Source organism: Labrys neptuniae (assembly GCF_040797145.1).
Classification (GTDB): Bacteria; Pseudomonadota; Alphaproteobacteria; order Rhizobiales; family Labraceae; genus Labrys; species Labrys neptuniae.
Map to the genome: position 1 here is coordinate 1 of NZ_JBFNQD010000034.1, position 17,196 is coordinate 17,196.

The 17,196-nt window shown below is 64.7% G+C and carries 14 protein-coding genes; 8 read left to right on the forward strand and 6 right to left on the reverse strand.

The annotated features are described in order from the left end of the window. Positions 1-177 precede the first annotated feature (177 nt). Together zwf and ABXS05_RS34520 are read right to left on the reverse strand one after the other, a co-directional pair. Positions 178-1,554 carry a glucose-6-phosphate dehydrogenase gene (gene zwf / locus ABXS05_RS34515; protein ID WP_367627049.1) on the reverse strand — a complete coding sequence of 459 codons (1,377 nt, stop codon included), beginning with the start codon at positions 1,552-1,554 and terminating at the stop codon, positions 178-180. Positions 1,555-1,697: 143 nt separating this feature from the next. Further along, on the reverse strand, positions 1,698-2,297 hold the full coding sequence (locus ABXS05_RS34520; RefSeq protein WP_367627050.1) for a GNAT family N-acetyltransferase: 600 nt from the start codon (positions 2,295-2,297) through the stop codon (positions 1,698-1,700). Positions 2,298-2,518: 221 nt separating this feature from the next. Here ABXS05_RS34520 and ABXS05_RS34525 point away from each other — a divergent pair, with 221 nt between their 5' ends. From ABXS05_RS34525 to ABXS05_RS34540, 4 genes are all read left to right on the forward strand, one after another. Further along, the gene (locus ABXS05_RS34525) at positions 2,519-3,865 is read left to right on the forward strand and encodes an extracellular solute-binding protein (RefSeq protein ID WP_394311794.1); all 1,347 of its coding nucleotides are present in this window, start codon (positions 2,519-2,521) and stop codon (positions 3,863-3,865) included. 172 nt (positions 3,866-4,037) lie between these two features. Next, positions 4,038-4,916: a carbohydrate ABC transporter permease gene (locus ABXS05_RS34530; RefSeq protein WP_311943209.1), complete on the forward strand. Its 879-nt coding sequence runs from the start codon at positions 4,038-4,040 to the stop codon at positions 4,914-4,916. Continuing rightward, positions 4,916-5,749, forward strand: a complete 834-nt coding sequence (locus ABXS05_RS34535; protein WP_367627052.1) for a carbohydrate ABC transporter permease — start codon at positions 4,916-4,918, stop codon at positions 5,747-5,749. The genes ABXS05_RS34530 and ABXS05_RS34535 overlap by 1 nt, the downstream gene beginning before the upstream one ends. 103 nt (positions 5,750-5,852) lie before the next feature. Beyond that, positions 5,853-7,004 carry a Gfo/Idh/MocA family protein gene (locus ABXS05_RS34540; protein ID WP_367627053.1) on the forward strand — a complete coding sequence of 384 codons (1,152 nt, stop codon included), beginning with the start codon at positions 5,853-5,855 and terminating at the stop codon, positions 7,002-7,004. 4 nt (positions 7,005-7,008) lie between these two features. Here ABXS05_RS34540 and ABXS05_RS34545 read toward each other — a convergent pair whose 3' ends face one another. Genes ABXS05_RS34545 through ABXS05_RS34555 form a run of 3 tightly spaced genes read right to left on the reverse strand, consistent with a single transcriptional unit; the run spans position 7,009 to position 9,206 of the window. Further along, the gene (locus ABXS05_RS34545) at positions 7,009-7,707 is read right to left on the reverse strand and encodes a TPM domain-containing protein (protein ID WP_367627054.1); all 699 of its coding nucleotides are present in this window, start codon (positions 7,705-7,707) and stop codon (positions 7,009-7,011) included. A gap of 1 nt (position 7,708) precedes the next feature. Next, entirely contained in the window at positions 7,709-8,590 is an 882-nt protein-coding gene (locus ABXS05_RS34550; protein ID WP_367627055.1) for a TPM domain-containing protein, read from the reverse strand. A 13-nt stretch (positions 8,591-8,603) separates the two neighbouring features. After that, positions 8,604-9,206 (reverse strand): LemA family protein, encoded by a 603-nt coding sequence (locus ABXS05_RS34555; RefSeq protein ID WP_209431827.1) that lies wholly within the window; start codon positions 9,204-9,206, stop codon positions 8,604-8,606. 186 nt (positions 9,207-9,392) lie between these two features. Here ABXS05_RS34555 and ABXS05_RS34560 point away from each other — a divergent pair, with 186 nt between their 5' ends. Beyond that, a complete protein-coding gene (locus ABXS05_RS34560; RefSeq protein WP_367627056.1) occupies positions 9,393-10,553 on the forward strand; it encodes a S8 family peptidase in 1,161 nt (386 codons plus the stop codon). A 100-nt stretch (positions 10,554-10,653) separates the two neighbouring features. Here the strand turns inward: ABXS05_RS34560 and ppdK are convergent, their stop codons facing one another. Then, positions 10,654-13,320 carry a pyruvate, phosphate dikinase gene (gene ppdK / locus ABXS05_RS34565; protein WP_367627057.1) on the reverse strand — a complete coding sequence of 889 codons (2,667 nt, stop codon included), beginning with the start codon at positions 13,318-13,320 and terminating at the stop codon, positions 10,654-10,656. 371 nt (positions 13,321-13,691) lie between these two features. On the opposite strand from ppdK, the gene acuI reads away from it, so the two are divergent. From acuI to ABXS05_RS34580, 3 genes are all read left to right on the forward strand, one after another. Further along, entirely contained in the window at positions 13,692-14,678 is a 987-nt protein-coding gene (gene acuI, locus ABXS05_RS34570) for an acrylyl-CoA reductase (NADPH) (protein ID WP_367627058.1), read from the forward strand. A gap of 216 nt (positions 14,679-14,894) precedes the next feature. Continuing rightward, positions 14,895-15,794 carry an EamA family transporter gene (locus ABXS05_RS34575; RefSeq protein ID WP_367627059.1) on the forward strand — a complete coding sequence of 300 codons (900 nt, stop codon included), beginning with the start codon at positions 14,895-14,897 and terminating at the stop codon, positions 15,792-15,794. Between the two features lie 186 nt (positions 15,795-15,980). Then, positions 15,981-17,165 (forward strand): MFS transporter, encoded by a 1,185-nt coding sequence (locus ABXS05_RS34580; RefSeq protein WP_367627060.1) that lies wholly within the window; start codon positions 15,981-15,983, stop codon positions 17,163-17,165. Positions 17,166-17,196: the final 31 nt, after the last annotated feature.

Genomic DNA, 17,196 nt, shown 5'->3' on the forward strand with positions numbered 1-17,196 from the left:
TCCTGAACACGAGTAGAATCAACACCGTGCGCCTTGTCCACTAAATCTAAACCGGACAGCCGTGGGCTTGACCCGGCAATCCAGCTCTTTTCTCGCCATTGCGTAGGGCATTGCAGTGGATGCCCGGGTCAAGCCCGGGCATGACAAAGCTCAGCGCCGCCCTTCATGGACGGGTCCTTACACCGTCGGGTCGACCCAGCCGAAGGGCGGTTCGAAGCCGGCCATGGTCAACGGGCCCCAGGTACCGGGTTGGTAGGGGGTAACGGGCACGATATTGCCGATGACGGGATCGAAGATGCGCCAGGCGATTTCGGCGGCATCCTGCCGGGTGAACAGGGCGTTGTCGCCCTCCATGGCGTCGCCGATCAGTCGCTCATAGGGGGCGAGGTCACCGGTGCCGTCATCGACGGCGACGAGTTCGACCGGCTCGCCCACTAGGTTCTCGCCGGGCGCCTTGATACGCGAGCCGAGTCCGATGGTGATCTGCGGATTGATGCGGAAGCGAAGCTCGTTGGAGGGCCCTTGCAACCGTTCGGCGAACACGTCGTGCGGCGGCTTCCTGAAGCGGACCACCACCTCCGTGCAGCGCACCGGCAGGTTCTTGCCGGCGCGGATATAGAAAGGCACGTCGGCCCAGCGCCAGCTGTCGACGAACATCCTCACCGCCGCGAAGGTCTCCACGGTGGAATTCGGTGCCACGCCGGGCTCGTCGCGATAGCCGACGAACTGGCCGCGCACCACGTCCTGCGGCGTCAGCGTGCGGATCGCCTTGAAGATCTTGACCTTCTCCTCGATCAGATCGTCCTCGAGCCGGCCGGCCGGCGGCTCCATGGCGAGCAGGATCAGCACGTTGACGAGATGGTTCTGGATCACGTCTCTGATGGTGCCGACCTCGTCATAGAACTTGCCGCGGCCCTGCACGCCGAAGTTCTCGGCCATGGTGATCTGGATGCTCTCGACGAAATTGCGGTTCCAGACCGGCTCGAGGAAGGCGTTGGCGAAGCGGAAATAGAGCAGGTTCTGGATGGCTTCCTTGCCGACATAGTGGTCGATGCGGAAGATGGCGCTCTCGTCGAAGAAGCGATGCAGGACGGCGTTGAGTTCCTTGGCGGAGGCCTCGTCATGCCCGAAGGGCTTTTCCACCATCAGCCTGGCATTGGCGGCACAGCCCGATTGCTGCAGGCCCTCAGCCACCGTTTCGAACAGGCTCGGCGGGATTGCCAGATAGTGCAGGGGGCGGCTGGCCTGGCCTAGGGCCGCCTTCAGCTTGGCGAAAGTCTCGGGGCTGCGGTAATCGCCGCTGACATAGCCGAGAAGATCGGAAAACCGGGCGAATACGCTCTCGTCGAAGGCATCGCCATAGGCCTTCACCGCGCTCTCGCGGGCCCGGGCGCGCAGCTTCTCCACGTCCCAGGGATCGAAGGCGACGCCGATCACCGGGACGGAGAGGGCGTTGCGCCGGACCATGGCGTAGAGGGCAGGAAAGATCTGCTTGAAGGCGAGATCACCCGTGGCGCCGAAGAGAACGAAAGCGTCGGAATGCGGTGCCGGCATGATGTCTTCCCGAATTGAACTGCCACCCAGCGGAACTACCAGTTGGTAAAACGGAAGAGGCCTGATGGGAAGTCGGAAAGACGTTACGTCAGCGCAGCAGGCGACGGACACCGGCAGGATGGACCTTTTGCCCGCCAGCGCCCCTATAGCCGCATGCCCATATAGATGCTTGCCGGTCGTGCGATCTCCCGAAAACCCAGTTTCTCGTAGAAGCCGATCACCTTGGCGTTGCCGGCGCTGACGCCGAGATGCAGGCCCGGCACGCCTTTGGCTCTGAGAGCCGCGAGTTCGGTCTCGACCAGGCGGCGGCCCCAGCCGCTGCTTTGGAACGGCGGCAGCAGATTGATGTGGAGATGGGCCGGATAGTCGGCGATCATGGCAGGATCCTTCCGCTCGGGGCGGCGGATCAGCGACAGGGCTCGTTCGTCACTGGCCTTGCTGGGCGTCAGGTCAGCAACCTCGAGGCGCACCTGCGGCCACCATTCGCTGTCCAGTCGGTCGGCGAAGGCGGTGGTGTCTGGCGCGGCCACGACATAGCCCACGGCTCTGCTACCGGCGTCGAGGACGAAGGCGAAATCGGGTGCCAGGGCCTGGTAGGGTACGGCCCAAATGAAGCCCGGCAGGTGCGGCTCGGAATAGAGATGGCCGGCATCGGAGCCGTTGTCGGCCGTGCGCAGGCAGATTTCAAAAAGGGCGGGGCGGTCGGCCTCGGTGGCGGGGCGGATGACGGCGGTGTCGGCCAAGGAGGAACTCCGTGCGGAACCGGCGGGGAGGGGAGGTATGGGAAGAGGCTCCTGGCCGGCCATTCAGCCACTATCGTCTTACCAATATGCAATTGCAACTTGCCAACGGCCTGCTTCCCCGTGATGGTAGCGCCAACCAAGAATGGGGCGCGGCCGTTCGTACATCCAATTCGGACAGGCGACCAGCGTCCAGCATAGCGCAACGCAGAGGGGGACCACCGATGTTGCGGACTGGGACGTCTTCTTTGAGAACCAATGCTCTATTGCGCCGGCTTCTGCCGCCGCTGGCAGTTGCCGCCCTGTGGTGGGGAGGCACCATTCAGGGCGCCGGTGCGCAGACTCTGACGGTCTGGGACGACAATGCGCTGCCTTCCCAGGCCAAGGTCATCACCGATATCAACGCCAAGTTCGAGGCGGCGCATCCGGGTGTGAAGATCGCCCGCACGGCGCGAACCTTCGATGATCTCGCCATGACCCTGAAACTGACGCTCTCCACGGGCGAGGGGCCCGCGGTAACCAAGGCCAATCAAGGCGCCCAGGAGATGGGCGCCATGGTCAAGCAGAAGCTGCTGCTGCCTATCGATGACTACATCAAGAAATATGGCTGGGACAAGAAACAGTCGGACAGCGTGCTGGCGCGCGACCGCTGGTCCGAGAAGGGTGAGTTCGGCACCGGCCCGACCTATGGCATTTCGGCCCTCGGCGAGTTGGTGGGCCTCTATTACAACGCCAAGGTGCTGAAGGAGGCCGGTATCGACAAGCCACCGGCCACGCTGGACGAACTGGCCAAGGACGTCGAGACCTTGAAGGCCAAGGGGGCCGTGCCCTTCACCATCGGCCTGACCAAGGGCCACATGTCGCTCCATATGTACGCTGCCTTGTCGCAGGCCATGATCGGCGCTGCCGATCGCAAGGGGCTCGATGACCTCGTCTATGGCCGGGGCGGCAGCTGGAATACGCCGAGCTATATCGCCGCTGCCAAGCAGATCCAGGATTGGGCCAATGGCGGCGCCTTCAACGATGGCTATCAGGGCATTGCCGATGACGATGCCGTGCAGCTCTTCGTGGGCGGGCAGGGCGCCTTCCAGGTCACCGGGACCTGGCGTTTGGGCGACATGCAGGCCAATCCCGACATCCATTTCATGGCGCTGCCGCCCGCGGCCGGCGTGAAGGACCCGCTGGTGGTCGGCGGGGTGGAGCTTGCCTGGGCCATCACGGCGCTCGCCAAGGACAAGGCGACGCAGGATCTTGCCGGCGACTATATCAACTATCTCCTGTCCGACGATGCCGCGGCGGCCTGGGCGGCGGCGGGCTACCTGCCTGTCGCGGCGCTGGAGAAACCCGACAAGGTGCAGATCCCGGCCCTGCTCGGCGAGACCATCAAGGTGTGGAACACGGTCAACGCCGCCAATGCCCTCGGCCATTATCCGGATTGGGCTAGCCCTACCATGCTGAAGACGCTCTCCGATGGCCTGACTCGGGTGATTGCCAAGGAGGATACACCCGAAGTGTTCGTCGCTGCGGTCGACAAGGACTATCAGGGCTATATTGCGAGCCTGAAGAAATAGGGAACGGAAGGCATCTTCACGCATTGGCCTCGCGAAGCGAGGTCGGATGAGGGGTGCAAAAGCGTACTTTCCAAAGGTTGCGTATCTCCCCTCATCCGCCCCTTCGGGGCACCTTCTCCCGCAAGGGGAGAAGGCTTCTCGTCCATCTTAGGATCGGATCCGAGACAGCCTCATGCTCGATGCCTCCAAATACCGCAATCTTCTCTATGTGCTGCCGTCGCTCTTGATCTATGGCGCCTTCGTTCTGGTGCCGATCCTCAGCTCCATCGTCCTTGGTTTTACGGCCTGGGACGGTATCAGCGCGCCACGTTTCGTCGGCTTGGAAAACTATATTGCGCTGTTTTCCGACCCGGTGTTCACCATCGCGCTCAAGAACAATCTCCTGCTGCTGGTCTTCTACGTGGCCTTGCCTTTGCTGCTGGGCCTGGTGATGGCGGCCATCGTCACTTCGATCCGAAGCAGTGAGCAACTCGTTCTCCGCACGCTCTATTTCATGCCTTATGTGATGCCCACGGCCGTACTCGGCATCATCTGGCGCTGGCTCTACAATCCCGCCTTCGGACCGCTCAACCAGGTCCTGAAGGCGATCGGCCTCAAATCGCTTGCTCTGCCCTGGCTCGGCAGCTTCACCTTTGCCCTGCCGGCCGTCGGCTTCGTCGCCACCTGGTATTATGCAGGGTTCTGCATGGCCATCTTCATGGCGGGCCTCGCGCGTATCGAGCCCTCGCTCTACGATGCCGCCAAGGTCGACGGCGCCACGCCGATCCAATCCTTCCGCCACATAAGCGTGCCTTCGCTGCTGCCGGAAATGCGCATCGTGCTGCTCCTGACGGTGATCGCCTCGATCAAGAGCTTCGATCTCGTCTTCACCATGACGCGTGGCGGCCCCGCCAATGCAACCCTGGTGCCCAACCTCTACATGTATCAGCTCGGTTTCGATCTCGGGCGCTACGGCTATGCCTCGGCGGTGGCGGTGATCGGGGCGATTCTGATCTTTGTGGTGAATGCCGTCATCCATCGCTTCATGCCAGAGCGGGGAGGGGATCGCTGATGGCCGCCTCACCACGCCGCGCCGCCTCCATGCTGCCGCTACGGGCCTTGCTCTGGCTATTTGCCCTGCTGACGGTCTCGCCCTTTGCGCTGCTGCTGCTGACTTCGCTCAAAAGCCAGAAGGACCTTCTGGCCGGCGCTTTCGTCCTGCCCCAGCAGCCGCATTTCGAGAATTTCGTGAGGGCCTGGGTGGACGGGCATTTTGGCACCTATTTCCTCAATTCCGTGCTGGTGGTGGTGCCCGTGGTCGCCATTGCCGTCATGCTCGGCATTCTCTCGGGCTTTGCCTTCGCCTTCCTCACATTGCCGCTCAAGCGCACGCTCTTCGTGATGCTGACGATCGGCATGATGGTGCCGACCGAGGCCTTCATCATTCCCTTGTTCTACGAGTTCCACTGGCTCGGCTTGCTCAATACCTATTGGGCGCTGATCCTGCCGCAGATCGGCATGTCGATCCCTTTCGCGACCCTGTTCATGGCGAGCACCATGCGGCAATTGCCGACCGAGCTCGTCGACGCCGCGGTGATCGACGGCGCGACGCGATTGCAGGTGCTGCGCCATGTCATCCTGCCCTTGATGAAGCCGGCGATGTCGACGCTCGCACTTTTCCTGTTCATCTGGACCTGGAACGAATTCCTGATCCCGTTGATCCTGGTCAACAACGATGCCGTGCGCACGCTGCCGATCGGCATGCTGTTCTTCCAGGGCAAATATATCGTCGACATCCCGACCCTGACGGCGGGCGCGGTGATCATCGTGGCGCCGATCATCGTGGTCTATCTGATCTTCCAGCGAAACTTCATCCAGGGCCTCACGGCCGGGGCGGTGAAATGAGCTACCTCCAGGCTGTGGGCGAACCGTTCATGCCACCGAGGATGTGTTCAATCGTCCGCGGAAGCCCTGTAGGAATTGTCTGAACAGTCATGGAGCGGAAACGATGAAGGTCGGCATTATCGGGCTCGGCTATCGCATGGGCTATCTCGCCCGCATCTTCAGCCTGATGGTGCCGGGCTTCACCGTGGTCGGCTATGTCGACCCGGCGCCGGCGGGCCTCGGCTACATGAAGGAGCATGGCATCGAGGCGGGACGCGTCCATGACAGCCCCGAGGCTTTGCTCACCGCCGAAAAGCTCGACCTCCTGATGGTCGGCTCGCCCAATGCGATGCATCTCGGCCATATCCAGGCGGGGCTCGAGCATGGCGTGAAAGTCTTTGCCGAAAAGCCGGTGGTGACCTCGCAGGAGGACACCTTCAAGCTGCTTGAACTCCTGCGCATCCATGGCACCGACAGCGTGATGGTCGGCCTGGTGCTGCGCTATGCCTCGCTCTACCGCGATCTCACCCGCATGCGGGACGAGGGGATCCTGGGCGACATCGTCTCGATCGAGGCGTCCGAGCATCTGGCACCCTATCACGGCGCCTTCTTCATGCGCGACTGGCGGCGCTACCAGCATTATTCCGGCGGCTTCATGCTGGAAAAATGCTGCCACGACATCGATCTCTACCAGGGCCTGGTCGGCTCGCGTCCGGTCCGGGTGGCGAGCTTCGGCGGCCGCCGCACCTTCCTGCCAGGCAATGCCCCCACGGCCGTCGGCATCAACGACATGGAGGTCTATCACCGCAAGCCGAGCGGCTGGCTGAGCACGGACAAGGTGTTCGATTCCGATGCCGACATCATCGATTTCCAGGTGGCGATCGTTGAGTTCGAGAACGGCGTTGCCCTCAATTTCCACACCAATATCAACGTGCCCGACCAGTTCCGGCGTTTCTGCGTGATCGGCTCCAAGGGCATGGCGGAAGGCGATTTCGTGCGCAACTACTTCCGGGTGCACGATGCGCGCACCTCGCAGAAACTGATCGACAAGAGCTATGAGGTGACCGAGCTTTCCGCTCATTACGGCGCCGACGAGCAGATGGCCGCCGATATCGGCAAGCATCTGATCGACGGCGCGCCGCTGCCGGTCTCGGTGGTGGACGCGCTCGCGGCGGGCCTGACCGCCATCAAGATGGACGAGGCTCGCGCCAGCCGCGCCGTGCTCGACCTCACCGACAGCTGGCGCCGCTTCGATGAGGCGCTGACGGGCGCGTAGCGCCCTATAGCTCCACCACGCGGTTCGGCAACTGGTTCCGCGGTTGGCTCTCGGGCGGAAAATGCTGCGCCAGCAGGTTTCCGCATTGGCCGATGGCGGTGACCAGGCCCTCGGCGAGACGCCCGGCCGCAGCAGCCTCGGTCAGGCCGGCGATGGTGTCGTCCCAGACCTGCTGCTCGACCTTGGCGTCGATACCATCATCGGCGATGAGCACGGCCTGCCGCTCGGCCATGGCGATGAACAGCAGAAGGCCGGTGCGATCGGCTGTCTGCTGCAGGCCCTGGGCCAGGAACTGGCTGCGGGCTGCAAGCATCACCTTGTGCCGGCGCATGGGCGGCGGTGCGAACCAGAGCCGCACACGCTGTGGCCAACTCAGGGCCGTCACCACCGCAAAAACGGCGATCTGGATCAGGCTGAGGGTGAGCAATCCCCTTCTGAGGGAGGACGCCATGTCGGCCTGGCTGAAATTGCCGCTGCTCCAGTCCGCGCCGAACAGTGAGGCGTGCAGCAGCCCGGGCGCCAGCAGGCCGATCAGCACGGGGGTAAGCAGGACGGCCACCGCGCCCAGGGTTACCGGGATCCAGCGATAGCTCGCCACGGCATGGCTGACGACGCAATAGATCTCGCCGGACGTGCCCGCTTCCGCCGCGGTGATGGCCGCTGCGATGTGCCGATGATCGTCCTGCGTCAGCACCCGGGTCATCTCACCAGCTCCCACTCGAACCGCCGCCGCCGAAGGAGCCGCCTCCGCCGGAAAAGCCGCCGCCGGACGATCCTCCCCCACCGCCCCAGCTCGAGCCACCACCCCAGCCCGACGAGGTCGGGATGAAGACGGGACCGGAGCCGCGCCGCCTGGCGCCCGGTCCTCGCGGGCCGCCGCGCGAGGAATCGATCCAGCCCGAGGCGATCACGAAGATGAAGAACAGGATGAAGAGAATCACGAAGACGGTCTGCGGGTCGAAACCCTCGTCGCTGCGGGCGCCATCCTTGGCGCGCTGCTTCCATTCGCTCTCATTGTTGAGCAGCACGTCCTCGATGGCGGCGACACCGGCCTTGATGCCGGCTGGCATGTCCCCAGCCTTGAATTTGGGCAGGATCGCCTGCTGGATCACCACGCTGGAGAGTGCGTCGGTCAGGGTGCCTTCCAGCCCGTAGCCGACTTCGATGCGTACCTTGCGCTCGTTGGGGGCGACGATCAGCAGCACGCCATTGCTGAGCTTGCCTTGGCCGATGCCCCAATGACGGCCGAGCTGATAGCCGTAATCGGCGATCTCCAGGCCTTCCAGGCTCTTAAGGGTGACGACGACGAGCTGGTCGCTCGATTTGTCCTCCAGAGCCTTCAGGGACTGGTCGAGGCTGGTGCGTTCGCCGGCCGGAATGATGCCTGCCTGGTCGACCACGCGATCCGTCAGTGCGGGAAAGTCGATCGCGAAGGCGGAGGAGAGGAAGAAAAGCAGCAAGGCGAGCGCAGCAAGCAGCGATGTGCCGATCTTCTCGGCTCCACCGAGAGATGGAGCGAGACCGGCTTGTCCTGCAACGCATGCCGGTCTGACGACCGGCACAACGAAGAACGCGCGATCGCTCATGCCGATCCCGGCCTCAGTTGAAGTTGACCTTCGGGGCCGCCTGGTTCTCCGGTGCCGCGCTGAAGGTCTCCATCGGCTTGGTGCCGCTGTAGAAGATCGCCTTGTAGATGCTCTGCGGGAAGGTGCGCAGGTCTGTGTTGAAGACCCGGACCGCCTCGATATAGTCCTTGCGCGCCACGGCGATGCGGTTCTCGGTGCCTTCGAGCTGCGACTGCAGCGACAGGAAGTTCTGGTTCGACTTCAAGTCCGGATAGGCTTCCCGCAAGGCGATCAGGCGGCCGAGAGCGCCGGACAGGCCCTGTTGGGCTTCCTGGAACTGCTTGAATTTCTCGGGATCGGTGATGGTGCTGGCGTCGATCTTCACGCTGGTTGCCTTGGCGCGGGCTTCGACCACCTCGGTCAGGACCTTTTCTTCCTGCTTGGCATAGCCCTTCACGGTTTCCACCAGGTTGGGCACCAGGTCGGCGCGGCGCTGATACTGGTTCTGCACCTCGCTCCAGGCAGCCTTGGCCTTCTCCTCGTCGGTCGGAATGGTGTTGATGCCGCCGCTGACCACCAGGCCGACGACCACCACGATAACGGCAAGGATCGCAAGAATTCGTGCCAATCCCGACATGCAAGGCCCCCTTTGTCGCGCCGGCGATGAGCCGGCCATCATGTCCTTATATCCACGCGGCCGGCGGGGGCAAAGCATCCCGAAGAACAGCCCACAGCCCCGTATGTCGTTGTCACGGCGCGATAACGCCCGCCATTGCATGACAACAGGCGGAACGTTCGGCACGACGGCAGGCAGGGGGAGGTCATGAGATCCTATGTCATTCTGCGTCGACCCAAGGCGGCTCCGCCCGGTCGGATGGGGCTGGAGAGGCTCGAGCCCAAGCCGCCGGAAATCACGGTTGAGAACCTGCCGGACCATGCCCTGCGCGAGCTGGAGGCCGATCCCGACACCTCCTATGCCGAGAACATGCCGACGGCGCTGATAGAACCCCTCGACAGCCCTGCGCCGGCGGCGGCCGAGGCTGGCGCAAGCTGGGGGATTGCGGCCGTCGGCGCCGATACCAGCCCGTTTAGCGGCGCCGGGGTCACGGTTGCCGTGCTCGATACCGGCATCGATGCGGCCCACCCGGCCTTTGCCGGCGTGGCGCTGGTGGAGAAGGATTTCACCGGCATCGGCAATGGCGACGTCAAGGGCCATGGCACCCATTGCGCCGGCACCATTTTCGGCCGCGACGTCGGCGGCCGGCGTATCGGCATCGCGCGCGGTGTCGGCAAGGCCCTGATCGGCAAGGTGCTCCGCGATGACGGCAAGGGTGATTCCGGCATGATCTTCGAAGCCCTGCAATGGGCGTTGACGGAGAAGGCCGACATCGTCTCGATGTCGCTCGGCTTCGATTTCCCGGGGCTGGTGAAGCGCCTGATTTCGGAGGGCTGGGATATCGAGCCGGCCACCTCGATGGCATTGGTGGGCTATCGCAGCAATCTGCGCATGCTCGACACTATCATGGCGATGCTCAAGGCCCATGGCGCCCTCGGCACCTCGCCGCTGGTGGTGGCGGCGGCGGGCAATGAGAGCAAGCGGGCCGCGGCGATACCTTATCGCATCGCCGCATCCCTGCCGGCTGCGGCCGATGGCGTGATTGCGGTGGCTGCGATCGGGCGGGACGCCGACACCTACAAGGTGGCGGCCTTTTCCAACATGCTGGCCGCGGTGGCGGCGCCCGGGGTCGACATCACCTCGGCCTGGCCAGGTGGCGGCCTTCACACCATCAGCGGCACCAGCATGGCCTGCCCGCATGTCTCGGGCGTGGCTGCCTTGTGGTGGCAGGCGCTCGAGCAGAAGGGCGTCAGCGGCAGCGCCGCCAGCGTCGGCGCCCGCATTCTCGCCAGCGCCCGCAGGACCGTGTTCGCCGCTGATGTCCCCGAGGTCGATATCGGCCAGGGCATGGTTACGGCACCGGAATGAGATGTTCGGAAGTCGATTGTGATAGTCGGGCTTGACCCGGCTATCACAAAGGTCGTGCGAACTCGAAGACGCCTAAGTGAACCGCATTCGAGGTCCGGGCCTACTTTTTAGCCTCGAGTGCGGCCTGTGCGGCGGCCAGCCTGGCGATCGGCACGCGGAAGGGCGAGCAGGAGACGTAGTCGAGCCCGCTGCGCTCGCAAAAAGCGATCGAAGCCGGGTCGCCGCCATGCTCGCCGCAAATGCCGAGCTTGAGATTGGCCCGCTGCCTGCGGCCACGCTCGACGCCGATCTCCACCAGCGCGCCAACGCCTTCCTGGTCGATCGAGACGAAGGGGTCGGTAGCGAAGATGCCCTTCTGCACATAGGTGCCGAGGAAGGAGGCAGCGTCGTCACGCGAGATGCCGATGGTGGTCTGGGTGAGGTCGTTGGTGCCGAAGGAGAAGAATTCGGCGCTCTCGGCGATCTCGCCGGCGCGAATGGCGGCGCGCGGCAGCTCGATCATCGTGCCGACCTGATAGACCAGCTTGACGCCCTTCTCCTTTTCCACCGCCTGCGCCATGGCATCGATGCGGGCCTTGACGAGGTCGAGCTCGGCACGCGTCGCCACCAGCGGCACCATGATCTCGGGTGTCACCGGCTGGCCGGTGGAAGCAGCGGCCTCCACCGCCGCCTCGAAGATGGCGCGCGCCTGCATCTCGGCGATCTCCGGGAAGGCGATCGCCAGGCGGCAGCCGCGGAAGCCGAGCATCGGGTTGAACTCGTGCAATTCCTGGGCGCGGGCCCTGAGCTTGGCGGCCGAGGCTCCCATCGCGGTCGCGACTTCGGCGATTTCCTCCTCCGAATGGGGCAGGAACTCGTGCAGCGGCGGGTCGAGCAGGCGGATGGTGACCGGCAGGCCCGACATGATCTCGAAGAGCTGGCGGAAATCCTCGCGCTGCATCGGCAGGAGCTTGGCAAGAGCCGCGCGCCGGCCCTTCTCGTCGTCGGACAGGATCATCTCGCGCATGGCGACGATGCGGCCCTCGTCGAAGAACATGTGTTCGGTACGGCACAGGCCGATGCCTTCGGCCCCGAAACTGCGGGCCTGGCGGGCATCGGCCGGGGTCTCGGCATTGGTGCGCACCTTCATGCGCCGGACACCGTCGGCCCAGGTCATCAGCTCGGCGAACTCGCCGGAGAGCTCAGGCTGCACCATGGCGATCTTGCCGGCCAGCACCTGTCCGGTCGAGCCGTCGATGGTGATGACGTCGCCCTTCTTGTAGGTCTTGCCGCCGGCCAGCAGCGTGCCGGCGGCGGTGTCGACGCGGATGCTGCCCGCGCCGGAGACGCAGGGCTTGCCCCAGCCGCGCGCCACCACGGCGGCGTGCGAGGTCATGCCGCCGAGGCGGGTGAGGATGCCCGAGGCGGCCAGCATGCCCTTGATGTCCTCCGGGCTGGTTTCCTGGCGCACCAGGATGACGGTCTTGCCGGCTGCCTTGCCGGCTTCGGCCTCCTCGGAGGTGAAGACGATCTCGCCCGAAGCGGCGCCGGGGGAGGCCGGCAGGCCGCGGGCGATCTCGACGCGCTCGGCCTTGGGATCGATGGTGGGGTGGAGGAGCTGGTCGAGGGCGCCGGGATCGATGCGGCCGACCGCTTCTTCCTCGCTGATCAGGCCTTCCTTGGCCATCTCGACCGCGATGCGCAGCGAGGCCTTGGCCGTGCGCTTGCCCGAGCGCGTCTGCAGCATCCACAGCTTGTTGTCCTCGACCGTGAACTCGATGTCCTGCATGTCGCGGTAGTGCTTCTCCAGCACCTTGGTGATGCCGACGAATTCGGCGAAGGCTGATGGCATCGCCTCTTCCATCGAGGGCTTCGTCGAGGCGCCGGCCTGGGCCGCCGCCTTGGAGATCGGCTGCGGCGTGCGGATGCCGGCCACCACGTCCTCGCCCTGCGCGTTGATCAGGAACTCGCCATAGAGCGCGTGCTCCCCGGTGGAGGGGTTGCGGGTGAAGGCGACGCCGGTGGCAGAGGTATCGCCGCGATTGCCGAACACCATGGCCTGTACATTGACGGCCGTGCCCCATTCGGCGGGGATGGCGTGCAGCGAGCGATAGGTGATGGCGCGGGCGTTCATCCAGGAGGCGAACACGGCGCCGATCGCGCCCCAGAGCTGCTCCTGCGGATCCTCCGGGAAGGGCTTGCCGAGCTCTTCGAGCACCAGGGCTTTGTACTGGCCGACCAGCGTCTTCCAGTCGGCCGCCTGGAGGTCGGTGTCGAGCACATAGCCCTTGCGTTCCTTGTAGGTGTCGAGGATCTCCTCGAAATGGCCGTGGTCGACGCCGAGAACCACATCGGAGAACATGGTGATGAAGCGCCGGTAGGAGTCCCAGGCGAAGCGCTCATTGTTGGAGGCGGCAGCTACCGCAGCGACCGTGGTGTCGTTGAGGCCGAGATTGAGCACGGTATCCATCATGCCCGGCATCGAGGCGCGCGCACCCGAGCGCACCGAGACCAGCAGCGGGTTCCTGGCATCGCCGAAAGCCTTGCCGGTGATGCGGCCGATCTCGGCCAGGGCCGCTTCGACTTGGGTCCGCAGCTCCGGTGGGTAGCTGCGGTCATTGGCGTAGTAATAGGTGCAGACTTCGGTGGTGACGGTGAAGCCGGGCGGCACCGGCAAGCCCAGATTCGACATCTCCGCCAGGTTGGCGCCCTTGCCGCCCAGCAGGTTCTTCATGCCCTGTTCGCCTTCGGCCTTGCCGTCGCCGAACCCATACACCCACTTCGTCATTGCACTTCCTCAGTGATTTCGGATTGGCCGATTGTGCCGGCACGTATTTGGCGCAGAGCCTTTCCACAGCCGGCCGATAAATTCAATTCTTCAAACGTCTAAATCGATAGGTTGGGCGGATAACAAAATGTGTCAGAGTGTAATAATTGCGCCTGATCCCGCTTTTGTCTGAAGAACTGGCATGTTTGGGGCGCAATATGTCGGATTAATCCGGCCGAACGCTCGATGATGGCTTTGCCTGTCGCTTGTTTGCCGGACGAGCGCGGCGGTTCGCCGGACATGCGGCCATTTTTCCGCTTGCCATAACCGGCCCGGGCCTCGAAAACGCCAGGATACGATCTGGACACCAGACAGCAATTGCAGGAGCGTGCATGTCGACTTTCAAGGCTCTCGTCGTCACCAAGCCGGATACCGGCTATGCCTGCAACTTCGCCGAATTCGACGAGCGCGATCTGATGGACGGCGATGTCACGGTCCGCGTCACCCACTCGACCGTCAACTACAAGGACGGTCTCGCCGTCACCGGCAAGGGGCCGGTGGTGCGGCGTTTTCCGATGATCCCGGGGGTCGACTTCGCCGGCGAGGTGATCGCCTCCTCCTCGAAGGACTGGGATCCCGGCGACCATGTCATCCTCAATGGCTGGGGCGTGGGCGAGACCCATCTCGGCGGCTATGCCGAGCGGGCCCGCGTCAAGGGCGAATGGCTGGTTAGGGTGCCCTATGGCATGACCCATGCGCAGGCGATGGCGATCGGCACGGCCGGTTATACCGCCATGCTCAGCCTGATGGCGCTCGAGGCCCATGCCATCACCCCCTCGCGCGGACCGGTGCTGGTGACCGGGGCGGCCGGCGGTGTCGGCTCGACCGCGGTCGCCTTGCTCGCCCGGGCGGGCTACACGGTGATCGCCTCCACGGGACGCCCGGAGGAGGCCGACTATCTCAAGAATCTCGGCGCCTCCGAGGTGATCGACCGCGCAGAGCTGACCGGGCCGGTGCGCCCTCTCGGCAAGGAACGCTTTGCCGGTGCCGTCGACACGGTCGGCTCGCTCACCCTGGCCAATGTGATCTCGCAGATCAAATATGGCGGCGCCGTCGCCGCCTGCGGCCTGGCCGGCGGGGCCGACCTGCCCTCCAGCGTGATGCCCTTCATCCTGCGGGGGGTCTCGCTGCTCGGCATCGATTCGGTGCAATGCCCCCAGGTGGTCCGCCAGGAAGCCTGGCGGCGTCTGGCCAACGAACTCGACCGCGACAAGCTCGACGCCATGACCACTTCGATCCCCTTCGACGAAGTCCGCGAGACCGCCGCCAACATCCTGGAAGGCAAGGTCAGGGGGCGCGTCGTGGTGGAGATCGGCTGAGGCGCGGCAAGGACCGCTTGCGCGACCTTTGTCATTGCCGGGCTTGACCCGGCAATCCAACCGCGACTGCCGAGCCCCTGGATGCCCGGGTCAAGCCCGGGCATGACAAAGGTTGCGTTTTGCCCCCAAGCACTCTCCGCAATGGGCAAGCCAATCAGACGCGTCATTTATGAGGCACCAGCCTCGACGCTCATTCTCCCTCATGCCAAGGCCGCCATGCGCAAGGATCTCTTTGTGGGCATCGTGCTCGTCCTCATCGGGGCCTCCTGCTATAGCCTGCAGTCGACCTGCGTGAAGCTCGCCTATGGCCAGGGCTATTCGCCGGGCGAGGTTATCGGCACGCAATTCGTCATCGGCGCCGTCGTCCTCGGGCTGATCAAGCTGGCCAGCCGGATGCGGCCGGCCAGGCCCGGCAGCCTGCCGGTGCGCTGGCCCGACCGGCTCAAATTGATCGCCGGCGGTGCCAGCATCGGCTTCACCGGCTCCTTCTATTACCTGTCGGTGGCCTATACCTCGGTCTCGGCGGCGATCGTACTGCTGATGCAGAGCGTATGGATGGGCGTGGCGCTCGATGCGGTGCTGACCCGGGCCTGGCCGTCGCCGACCAAGCTGGTCTCGTCCCTGCTGGTGCTGCTCGGCACCGTATTGGCGACCAATCTCCTCGGCGATGCCGCCCATTTGAGCGTGCTCGGCGTCGGTTTCGGCCTGCTCGCTGCCGTGAGTTACACCGCGGTGATCTGGTGTTCCAACCACGTGGCGGTGCATGTCGACGTGATCAGCCGAAGCTTCCTGATGGTGTTCGGCGGTGCGGTGGTCGCAGTGCTGATCGCCCTGCCGCAATTGTCTGTGCGGTTCGATCCCAGCATCATCTGGGGCTGGGGCCTCGTCATCGCCCTGTTCGGCACGGTGCTGCCGCCGTTCCTGTTCAACAAGGGTATTCCGGCCACCGGGGTGGGCCTGGCGGCGATGCTGTCCTCGGTGGAACTGCCGGTGGCGGTCGTCATGGCCGGGCTGATACTGCACGAGGCCTTCCTGCCCTCGCAATGGGCGGGCGTCGGCATCATCCTCGGCGCCATCGGACTAGCCAATGTCGGCGCAGGGCGGGCGGCGGCGTAGGACGAAACCGGTGTGCGGGTCTTCGGACCGGCAATCCTGGCAACGCGGCGTTCCGTCCTGAGGCAGGCGCCAGTCTGAAGAGGCGCACGGCAATTCCAAATCCGCGATTTTCGTGCTATCCAGCCGCTTCGGAGGGATAACCGAAGCGCTGCCTCGAAACCCGATCTCACATATCGGGAAGACCAGATGGATCGGCGCGTCCTGCTCCTCGCACTTGCCACTTTCGTCGCCGGCACCGCCGAGAACATCGTCATCGGCATCCTGCCCGACATTGCCGGCAGCCTCGATGTTTCTCTCGGCCTGGCCGGCCAGCTTACCACGGCCTTTTCCATCACTTTTGCGCTGGCGGCGCCTGCCGCACTGCTGCTGACCGCGCGTTTCCAGCACAAGGCAGCCTTCCTCGCTGCCCTGGCCGCCTTCGCTCTTTGCAATCTCCTTGCAGCCGCCGGCCCCGGCTACGGCGCGCTGTTTGCCGCCCGTGTCGGCATGGCGGCGGCGAGTGCCACCATCGCGCTGCTGGCGACTATGCTGGCCACCGAACTCGTCGACGAGAGCATGAAGGGCCGGGCGATCGGCGTGATCTTCATGGGGGTGAGCGGCTCGCTGGTGCTCGGCGTGCCGATCGGCATGCTGGTCTGCTCGCTTGCGGGCTGGCGCAGCGTGTTCCTGGTGCTTGCCGCCCTGGCCGTCATCGTCCTGGTGGTCTGCCGCTCGAAGCTGCCCGATGTCGGTGCCCGCCGGCAGGGGCCGCCCGACTACCTTGCCCATTTGCGGTCTCGTCCGCTGATCTGTGCCCAGCTCGTCTCGATCCTGATGATATCAGGCCATTTCGTGCTGTTTGCCTATCTCGCCCCCTATCTAGGTGCCGTTCTCGGCATTGTCGGCATGGGTACCGTGCTGGCCTTCATCGCCTTCGGCATTGCCGGCGTCTCGGGCGGCTATCTCGGCGGTCTCGCCGCCGACAAGCTCACGCCGCGCCGGGCGATCATGCTGGTGCCGATGGGCTACCTCACGGCCCTGATGTTGATTCCGCTGGTGACGGGCACGAGCCTGTCCTTCTTCCCGGTGATGATGGCTTGGGCCTGCCTGAGCTGGATGATTTCGCCGGCAGTGCAGAGCTTCCTGATCGCGATGGGGCATGACACCGCGGAGGCTGGGGTGAGTCTCAATCTTTCCGCCATGCATGTCGGTGTCGGCCTCGGCACGGCGCTCGGCGGCGTCGCGGTGGAGCGGGTGCCGATCGCCTATCTGCCGGGCATCGGTGCGGCCCTGGCCGCCATGGCCCTGATCGCGGCAGCGGCGGCCCATCGTGGCACTGCCAGGCCAGCGGAGGTGGCCGCGCAGAGGGAAGCAGGCGATCGCCTTGCTTGAAGGGTAGAGCGGCGATCGAGCCTGGGGAGAC